General features: G+C 57.7%; 4 protein-coding genes. 1 reads left to right on the forward strand and 3 read right to left on the reverse strand.

From position 1 onward, the window contains the following. Positions 1-228 precede the first annotated feature (228 nt). The 3 genes from WCB02_RS11970 to WCB02_RS11980 all read right to left on the reverse strand — a co-directional run bounded on the left by WCB02_RS11970 (position 229) and on the right by WCB02_RS11980 (position 1,627). Complete coding sequence (locus WCB02_RS11970; RefSeq protein ID WP_423958403.1) at positions 229-543, reverse strand: hypothetical protein; 315 nt, start codon at positions 541-543, stop codon at positions 229-231. A gap of 21 nt (positions 544-564) precedes the next feature. Next, on the reverse strand, positions 565-975 hold the full coding sequence (locus tag WCB02_RS11975) for a hypothetical protein (protein WP_423958406.1): 411 nt from the start codon (positions 973-975) through the stop codon (positions 565-567). Between the two features lie 82 nt (positions 976-1,057). Beyond that, entirely contained in the window at positions 1,058-1,627 is a 570-nt protein-coding gene (locus tag WCB02_RS11980; RefSeq protein WP_423958408.1) for an RNA polymerase sigma factor, read from the reverse strand. Positions 1,628-1,837: 210 nt separating this feature from the next. On the opposite strand from WCB02_RS11980, the gene WCB02_RS11985 reads away from it, so the two are divergent. Continuing rightward, positions 1,838-2,212 carry a BlaI/MecI/CopY family transcriptional regulator gene (locus tag WCB02_RS11985; protein WP_423958409.1) on the forward strand — a complete coding sequence of 125 codons (375 nt, stop codon included), beginning with the start codon at positions 1,838-1,840 and terminating at the stop codon, positions 2,210-2,212. The last annotated feature ends 2 nt before the right edge of the window (positions 2,213-2,214 follow it).

Raw genomic sequence — 2,214 nt, forward strand, 5'->3', positions numbered from 1 at the left:
TGCTAGACGTGCCACTGCGCATTTTTGATTCAACGTTCGCAAGAATCTTTCAGTCCCACCACGACCCAAGCTGGCCATGCCCTTCACCAGATCATTCGCGCTACCCCACAGCGACTTAACCTGCTACCCCCACCACCCCAACAAAACTACGTCAACAAATACGCCAGCCCGATCACCGACATCACCAGCCAGAGCCTCCAATCGCCCTGGGGATTCATCCGAATTGGATCATGAAGATTCATCCTTGTTCGCCCCCTCTCCTGCCAGCACGTAATAGAGCAACGTACTCAGCGACATCTCTTCCAGCATCTCCGCCAGCGCATCTTGTTCCACAAGCCGTTGCGGCGTCTTCTCCATTACCGGCAATCCCTTCGTCCGCAGGTCTTGAGCCCGAACGTCCGCATCGCGTACTTCCTGATGTGCCATGGTTCTGTCTTCTAGTACGTTGTCCCGACCCGTCAGGTTTAATGGTTTCCAAAAAATATCGGTGAAGCTCTCATCGGCAGAAGTGCCGGCAAACTTTAGTCGCATCGTCATCGTCATCATCCTTTCCGCCCTCCCCCTCTAGATTCCTTCTCCGCGATTCGTCTCCGTGGCCGGCGTCTCGCCACGCCCTCCCCAGCCTTCCGGCCGAGGACCCCAGCCCCCGCGACGCGCATCCCAACCCTCACCGCCCGGCCAGCAGCCGCGCCGTCCTTTCATCCCTTCCCGAAACTTCTCACGCTCCTCAGGAGTCATCCGCGCCCAACGCTCTCCCATCTCACGCTTCCATCCCCGCGGCCCGCCGCCCGCATGCTTGTGAAATCCGCCCAGCAGAATCTTGCTCAGCACCACCAGTCCCAGCGCCTGCACGAACGTAATCGTCTTCAGCCCGAAGATCGCCGGCATCAGCCAGTTCCACAAGTGCTCCGTCAAAAATCCGAACACCGTCAGCGCCAGCGCCACCAGCACGATGATCTTCAACACCTTGAACATTCGAAAACTTCTCATCTCATCCTCACTTCCAAAATCTCGTACTCACCAAATCCGGTACTTCCCAAACCATTGCTTCTCAATATCACTGCTTCTCAAAATCCTCATCCAGTTCCTGCAACCGCTCCCGCAGAAACAGCACCGCATACCTCTTCCGCGACAGCAGCGTATTCACGCTCACGCCTGTCTCGTCCGACAGTTCCTTAAAACTTCGCCCCATCAACTCATGCGCCACAAACACCTCGCGCTGATTCTCCGGCATCTCTTCCAGCGCTTCGTCGATCGCGTCCAGCAGCACATTGCGCGCATAGATTGCCTCCGGCCCAGCATCGGGCGACGGCAGCAAATCCTCCAGCATAGGAGCATCCTCGTCTGCGCTCACGGCGTCATTCAGCGACACCGCCTTCTTCCGCCGAAACAAATCCACAATCCGATTCCGCGCCACGCGAAACAGCCACGCCGTCGTCTGCTCCGCCGGCTTCATCAGCCGATAGGCCTGGATGAGTTCATAAAACACATCCTGCAGCACATCCTCGGCATCAGCCGTATCCAAAACCCGCTTCCGAATAAACCCGCGCAGCCGCGACTCATCGCGCTCAAACGCTTCCGCGATAAACCTGTCCTGCTCGCTAATCGTCAAATCCGGGCTCGGCATCATCTTCCTTCTCGATCGCCCTATGCGCTCTTCTTCATGCTCTACCTTCGTTAACGTACGAGCGCGAAGAATATTGTGTTCCGCTCCCAAACTTTCTCGAAATTCATCGCCGGCTCACACAATCCCCACCAGACGTCTCCCCATCTCCTAAGAATTTAGTTGACAATCTCGCCGCCCCGTCCTAAAGTCCCAATCATCTATGAGACGCCCATGGCCAAAACCGAAAAGCCTACCCTCACCAAGCTCGAGCTCCAGATCATGCAGGTCATCTGGCGTCGCGGCGCCAGCACCGTCACCGTCGTGCAGGAAGCCCTCCCCCAGGACCTCGCCTACACCACCGTGCAGACCATGCTCAACATCCTCCACCGCAAGGGCAAGCTCAAGCGCGAGCTCCACGGCCGGGCCTTCGCGTACATCGCAACCGTGACCGAGGCCAAAGCCTCCACCCACGCCGTCCGCGACCTGGTCGACCGCATGTTCGGCGGGTCGTCCGAAGAGTTGGTGATGAGCCTCATCAAGAGCCGCCAGATCGACCCGAAAAAAATCGCCGAACTCTCCCGCCGCCTCGAAGAAGAGGAGAACTAAAT

It is taken from the genome of Bradyrhizobium sp., from assembly GCF_049581145.1.
Taxonomy (GTDB): Bacteria; Pseudomonadota; Alphaproteobacteria; order Rhizobiales; family Xanthobacteraceae; genus Bradyrhizobium.